The sequence below is a fragment of the Saccharomonospora azurea NA-128 genome (assembly GCF_000231055.2).
In the GTDB taxonomy this organism is placed as follows: Bacteria; Actinomycetota; Actinomycetes; order Mycobacteriales; family Pseudonocardiaceae; genus Saccharomonospora; species Saccharomonospora azurea.
Genome location: NZ_CM001466.1, coordinates 2,623,474 through 2,629,892, shown reverse-complemented (window position 1 = coordinate 2,629,892; position 6,419 = coordinate 2,623,474). Strand labels below are relative to the sequence as shown.

At 68.8% G+C, this 6,419-nt stretch carries 6 protein-coding genes and 1 pseudogene; 6 read left to right on the top strand and 1 reads right to left on the bottom strand.

Features of this window, described 5'->3' with window-relative positions:
• From SACAZDRAFT_RS23775 to SACAZDRAFT_RS11710, 4 genes and pseudogenes are all read left to right on the top strand, one after another.
• Positions 1 to 621: pseudogene (locus SACAZDRAFT_RS23775) on the top strand (DNA polymerase III subunit gamma/tau); the annotation flags it as partial.
• 281 nt (positions 622 to 902) lie between these two features.
• Positions 903 to 1,265, top strand: a complete 363-nt coding sequence (locus SACAZDRAFT_RS11720) for a YbaB/EbfC family nucleoid-associated protein (protein ID WP_005441848.1) — start codon at positions 903 to 905, stop codon at positions 1,263 to 1,265.
• A gap of 2 nt (positions 1,266 to 1,267) precedes the next feature.
• The gene (gene recR / locus SACAZDRAFT_RS11715) at positions 1,268 to 1,864 is read left to right on the top strand and encodes a recombination mediator RecR (protein WP_005441845.1); all 597 of its coding nucleotides are present in this window, start codon (positions 1,268 to 1,270) and stop codon (positions 1,862 to 1,864) included.
• On the top strand, positions 1,854 to 2,417 hold the full coding sequence (locus SACAZDRAFT_RS11710; RefSeq protein ID WP_005441844.1) for a uridine kinase family protein: 564 nt from the start codon (positions 1,854 to 1,856) through the stop codon (positions 2,415 to 2,417). Before recR ends, SACAZDRAFT_RS11710 begins: the two co-directional genes overlap by 11 nt.
• Positions 2,418 to 2,465: 48 nt before the next feature.
• Here the strand turns inward: SACAZDRAFT_RS11710 and SACAZDRAFT_RS11705 are convergent, their stop codons facing one another.
• Positions 2,466 to 3,293, bottom strand: coding sequence for an SAM-dependent methyltransferase (locus tag SACAZDRAFT_RS11705; protein WP_005441843.1), 828 nt, complete (start codon positions 3,291 to 3,293; stop codon positions 2,466 to 2,468).
• A 413-nt stretch (positions 3,294 to 3,706) separates the two neighbouring features.
• Between SACAZDRAFT_RS11705 and SACAZDRAFT_RS11700 the strand changes: the two genes are divergently transcribed.
• Together SACAZDRAFT_RS11700 and SACAZDRAFT_RS11695 are read left to right on the top strand one after the other, a co-directional pair.
• Positions 3,707 to 5,383, top strand: coding sequence for an ABC transporter substrate-binding protein (locus tag SACAZDRAFT_RS11700; RefSeq protein WP_050983512.1), 1,677 nt, complete (start codon positions 3,707 to 3,709; stop codon positions 5,381 to 5,383).
• Between the two features lie 10 nt (positions 5,384 to 5,393).
• On the top strand, positions 5,394 to 6,419 hold the full coding sequence (locus SACAZDRAFT_RS11695; RefSeq protein WP_005441839.1) for an ABC transporter permease: 1,026 nt from the start codon (positions 5,394 to 5,396) through the stop codon (positions 6,417 to 6,419).

Here is a 6,419-nt window from a genome sequence, read left to right as displayed (position 1 = left end):
ACGGTGCCCACGGTGTCCGCACCGACGCCGAGTCCGGCGGTGAACGAGCCCGCGGCAGCGAGTGGTGGTGGTCAGGGGCAGGCCGACGTCGCCGGGCTGCGCCAGTACTGGCCCCAGGTGCTCGCGGCCGTGCGCACCCAGAGCCGCAGCACGGAGGCCCTGCTCACGGGCGCCACGGTGCACAGCGTCGAGGGCACCACGGTGACGCTCACCCACCCCGCGCAGCCGCTGGTGCGGCGACTGTCGGAGCCACGCAACCTCGACTGCATCGCGCGGGCGCTGGGCCAGGTGGTCTCGGGTACGTGGACCGTGCGCTGCGTGCATCCGAGCGCGCTCGCGGGCGACGAGCAGAGCCCCGCGCCGCAGGCGCGCCCGCAGCCGTCGCGTCCGGAGCCGGGCAAGGCGCGCACGTACCAGCGGCCGTCCGACTCGGCCTCGCGGAGCGGGGACGCGTCGCGGGCGCGCGTCACCACGTCCGAGCCCGACATCCCGCTGCCGCCCGAACCCGAGGACGAGCCGTACCCGCCGGAGCCCGTGGAGGCGGAGGCCGAGCCGGTCGACCCGGAGGCGCGGGCCCGGCGGCTGATCACCGAACACCTCGGTGGCCGGCCGATCGACTGACCGATCCCGACATCGTGTCCGCGAGTTGCGCACGCATGTTCGCGTCGCACGGCGCGGACACGCGTGCGGGAAGTGCGAACATGCGTACGGGAGGCGCGGACACGATGCGCTGGGGCTTCGTCGGTGCCGCGGGGAGCTCGCCGGAGGGCGAGGTCGCCGTCGCCGCCTGCGGCTAGGCTGGGGACCGGGTGCGACGAGCTCGACCTGCGACACGAGCACCGAGATCAAGCACTGAGACACGAGCACTGAGACCGACCACGAGACGATCGGATAGCCACATCATGGTGCAACCCGGCGGCGGAATGCCCGACATGCAGCAGATCCTCCAGCAGGCGCAGAAGATGCAGGAGCAGCTCGTCGCGGCGCAGGAGGAGTTGGCGAACGCCGAGGTGACCGGCAGCGCGGGCGGCGGCCTGGTGACCGCCACCGTCAGCGGCAGTCTCGAGCTGAAAGACCTGACCATCGACCCGAAGGTGGTCAACCCCGACGACACCGAGACGCTGTCCGACCTCGTGGTGGCCGCGGTGCGCGACGCGATGGGCAACGCGCAGCGCCTCACCGAGCAGAAGCTCGGCCCGCTCGCCGGCGGCCTCGGTGGCGGTGGCGGCATGCCCGATCTCGGTGGCTTCGGACTCCCTGGATAACGGTGTACGAAGGCGTCGTTCAAGACCTGATCGATGAGCTCGGGCGGTTGCCCGGCATCGGTCCGAAGAGTGCGCAGCGCATCGCGTTCCACCTGCTGGCCTCCGACCCGGCCGACATCGCGCGGTTGCAGGAGGTCCTCGGCAAGGTGCGGGAGGGCGTGCGGTTCTGCGAGGTGTGCGGCAACGTCTCCGAGAACCAGCGGTGCCGCATCTGCTCCGACGTGCGTCGCGACGTGAGCGTCATCTGCGTGGTGGAGGAACCCAAGGACGTGCTCGCGGTCGAACGCACCCGCGAGTTCCGGGGGCGCTACCACGTGCTGGGCGGCGCTCTCGACCCGCTGTCGGGGGTGGGCCCGGACCAGTTGCGGATCAAGGAGCTGCTCGCGCGCATCGGTGCCGACGAGGTGTCCGAAGTGATCATCGCGACCGACCCGAACACCGAGGGCGAGGCGACGGCGACGTATCTCGTGCGGATGCTGAAGGACTTCCCCGGGCTGACCGTGACGCGTCTGGCGTCCGGGTTGCCGATGGGTGGCGACCTGGAGTTCGCGGACGAGCTCACTCTGGGCCGGGCGTTGTCCGGCCGTCGTGCGCTCTGAGCCGATCGCCGACCGGGTGGCCGACGCGGTGTGTGGGTCGCCCGCTCGGCTCGGGGACGTGCGCCTCGTGGCCGTCGACGGTCCTTCGGGAGCCGGCAAGTCCACGTTCGCGCGGAGTCTCGTCGCGAGTCTGGGCGACCGGGGCATCGCGGTCGCCTTGGTGAGCACCGACGACTTCGCCACGTGGGAGGACCCGGTGTCGTGGTGGCCGAGGCTCGCCGCCGTGCTCGGCCGCCTCGCCGAGGGGCGTCCGGGGTGCTATCGCGCGTGGGACTGGACGAGCGGCGAGCCCCGTCCGGGGGCGGTGGTCCGGGTACCCGTGCCCGACGTGCTCGTCGTGGAGGGAGTGTCGTCCGGGCGAGCCTGCGTGCGCCCGCTGTTGACGCGGTTGTGCTGGATCGAGGGTCCCGGACGTGCCGAGCGGCTGGAACGTGCGGTGGCCCGGGACGGCGAGTCGTGCAGGCCGGAACTCGAAGCGTGGCAGCGGTTCGAGGACGGCTGGTTCGCGGTGGACGACACTCGTGCCCACGCCGACGACGTGCTCCGGCTTTGAACACGGGAGCGGCGGTCGTCGTCGGCGTGCTGCGAGTGTCCGGAACGGTCAGGGTTTCCGGGCGACTCCACCGGTCATGAAGCGCACGCCCACTGTGGTCGCGTCGGTGATGATCTCCTCGGGCCGCCACAGTGGCAGCGGCACGATGCCCGGAGCCAGGAGGTCCAGACCCTCGAAGTAGCGGGCCAACTCGGCGGGGGTGCGCACCCGGCCCGTGCCGAGCTGCGACAGCAGCACGCGTTCGAGTTCCTCGCTCTCCGGGGTGTCGGACAGGCGCGTGAAGTTCGTGATGAAGAAGTACGAGCCGGAGGGGACGGCGTTGCGCAGCGTCGCGACGATGCCTTCCGGGTCCTCCTCGTCGAGGATGTGGTGGAGGATGCCGACCAGCATGACGCACACCGGCTTGTCGAAGTCGATGTGCGACGTGACCTCCGGGTGCTCCAGCATGTCGAGCGGCTTGCGGATGTCGGCCGTGACGACCTTGGTGTTGGGGTTGTCCTCCAGCAGCGCCCGGCCGTGGGCGAGCACGATCGGGTCGATGTCGACGTAGACGACCTTCGCGTCGGGGTTCGCGGCCTGGGCGACCTCGTGCGTGTTGCCGACGGTGGGCAGGCCCGATCCGAGGTCGAGGAACTGCGTGATGCCCTGCTCCGCGGCGAGGTGGTGGACCACGCGACGCAGGACCGCCCGGTTGTGGAGTGCGATCTCCTTCAGTTCGGGCATGACGGAGAGGCTGGCCTCGGCCACCTGGCGGTCGACGGCGTAGTTGTCCTTGCCGTCCAGCATCACGTCGTAGACGCGTGCCGCGGTGGGTTTGCCGTCGTCGAGCGCAACGATGGACGGCTGGTCCGGATCAGTGGGGTCGGCGGGGGACATGCGATCGCTCCCTTCGGCGGAACAACGGGCGCCCCATCGTAGTGGTAGCGCTACCGACCGTTACGGCCACGGCCGTTCGTTCACCTCGTTGTCAGCAGTTATCCAACTGTGACGAAGCGAGGGAATGCAACCCGTTCGAGTAAGGGGCACCGATCAGGTGAAACCCGAGTGACTCTGCGCAACGACACGAAATGCGAGGCCCGGGAGGTCTCGACCACCGTCGGCAAGATCGAGAGGCGTCCTCTGGAGTCGGCGGCGCGGCGGCGCCGGGCCCCCGAACGACCCGCTGAAACCCGGCGTCGACGGAATCTCGGGGCTTAAGTGAGCGGGCGATAACCGATATGGTCGGCCACCATCCGCGTGCACCTTTGTGGACGCGGCCTGAACCGATGCCTTTGCTCAAGGGGGCCAACATGCTCCAATCACGGGTGGCCCGACCACGCCGCCTGGCCGTGGTCGGCATCGCGGGTGCGCTCGCGTTCTCGCTCGCCGCGTGTGCCGAGTCCGAGCGTGACTCCGCAGGCGGTGGAGAGGGCGGCACGTTCGTCTTCGGCGCCACGGGAGCTCCGTCCAACTTCGACCCGTACTACGCGTCCGACGGTGAGACCTTCCGCGTCACGCGGAACATGTTCGAGAACCTCGTCGGCATCAAGCCCGGCACCGCGGAGCTCGAAGCCGAGCTCGCGAAGGAGTGGACGCCGAGCAAGGACGGCAAGACCTGGACGTTCGAGCTCGAAGAGGGCGTCACGTTCCACGACGGCGAGCCGTTCAACGCCGAGGCCGTGTGCGCGAACTTCGAGCGGATGTACAACCAGGAAGGCGCGGGCGCGTCGCCGGCCCTGTCGTACTACTGGACCGAGAACTTCGGCGGGTTCGCCGACGGCGAGAAGCCGTCGCTGTACGACGGCTGCGAGGCCACGGCCGAGCACACCGTGGAGCTGAAGCTCACGCGCTACACCGCCGACTTTCCGACCATGCTGACGCAGGACTCGTTCGCCATGCAGAGTCCGAAGGCGATGGACGAGTACAAGGCCAACGACGTCAAGGCCGAGGGCGACAGCTTCGTGTTCTCGGAGTACGCCCGCAAGCACCCGACGGGCACCGGTCCGTTCGTCTTCGACAGCTACGACGAGGCCAACGGCACCATCACCCTCAAGCGCAACGAGGACTACTGGGGCGAGAAGGCCAAGCTCGACAGGGTGATCTTCCGCATCATTCCGGACGAGACCGCGCGCAAGCAGGCCCTGGAGGCCGGCGAGATCGACGGCTACGACTTCCCGTCGCCGGCCGACTGGGACGCGCTGGAGAAGGCCGGTTTCCAGGTCGAGATCCGCGATCCGTTCAACATCCTGTACCTGGGCATCACCCAGAAGAGCAACCCGGCTCTCAAGGAGCTGAAGGTCCGCCAGGCGATCGCGCACGCGATCGACCGCGAGACGCTGGTGTCGTCGATCATGCCGGAGAACTCCGAGGTCGCGAAGCAGATGTATCCGCCGTCGGTCGACGGCTACGCCGACGACGTGGTGGAGTACGAGCACGACGTCGACAAGGCGAAGAAGCTGCTGAAGGAGGCCGGACACGCCGACCTCACCGTCGAGCTGTGGTACCCGACGCAGGTCACGCGTCCGTACATGCCGAACCCGACCGCCATCTTCGGTGCCATCAAGGAGGACCTGGAGGAGGCGGGCATCACCGTCAAGCCGATCAGCAAGCCCTGGGCCGGTGGCTACACCGACGACGTCGAGTCGGCGCGCGCGGAGCTGTTCCTGCTGGGCTGGACCGGTGACTACAACTCGCCGAACAACTTCATCGGCACGTTCTTCGGCACGACGGACAACCAGTTCTACACCGGTGGTTCGCCGTGGGGCGAGGACCTGGCGCAGGCACTGGACGACGCGGACAGCATCGTCGACGCCAAGGAGCGTGAGGCGGCCTACCAGGACATCAACCGCGACATGATGTCCGAGTACCTGCCCGCGATCCCGCTGACGCACTCGCCGCCCGCGTTGGTGCTCCGTCCCGAGGTGGAGGGCCTGGTTCCCAGCCCGCTCACCAAGGAGGAGTTCTCGACGGTCACGGTCGCGGAGTAGAAGCTGACTCGTGCTTCGCTTCGCTCTTAGGCGAGTACTGCAACTCGTACTCGTTCTGTTCGTTCTCTCGGTGCTGCTCTTCGCCTGGCTGCGGTCACTGCCGGGAGGGCCAGTCTCGGCCCTCCTCGGTGACCGCGGCACGGCGGAGAGCCGCGCGCAGTTGGCCGAAGACCTCGGGCTCGACCAGCCGATCTTCGTCCAGTACTTCTCGTTCCTCGGCCGTGCGCTGAGCGGCGATTTCGGCTCGTCGATCGGGGTGTCTCCCGGAACGCCCGCCCTGGACCTGTTCCTGGACCGGTTCCCCGCCACGATCGAACTGAGCTTCGTGGCCATCGTCATCGCGCTGGCCACGGCGATCCCGCTCGGTTACCTGTCCGCCCGCCGCCGCGGTGGCTGGCTGGACAACATGGGCATCGTCGGCTCGCTCGTGGGGATCTCCGTCCCGATCTTCTTCCTCGCGTTCCTGCTGAAGTGGATCTTCGCCATCGAGTTGGGCTGGTTGCCCACGGGTGGTCGGCAGACCGTCGGCATCGACGCCACGAGAGTCACCGGGTTCTTCGTCCTCGACGGCATCCTGACGCAGGAGTGGGACGCGGCGCTCGACGCGCTGGTGCACCTGATCCTGCCGGCGATCGCGCTGTCGTCGATCCCGTTCGCGGTCATCTTCCGTATCACGCGAGCGTCGGTGCTCGACGTGCTGGACGAGGACTACGTGCGCACGGCGCGGTCGAAGGGGCTGGCGAAGCGGGTGATCCGCGACCGCCACATCCTGCGCAACGCGATGCTGCCCGTGGTGACGACCATCGGTCTGCAGACCGGTTCCCTGCTGTCGGGTGCGGTGCTCACCGAGACCGTGTTCGCGTGGCACGGCATCGGCGAGGCGCTCGCGCTCGGCTTCGAACGCAAGGACTTCCCCGTGCTCCAAGTGGTGATCATCGCCGGGGCGGCCTCCTACGTCCTGGTCAACCTCGTCGTCGACCTGTCGTACGCGTTGATCGATCCGCGCATCCGGACGGCGCAGAAAGCGGGGGCGTGA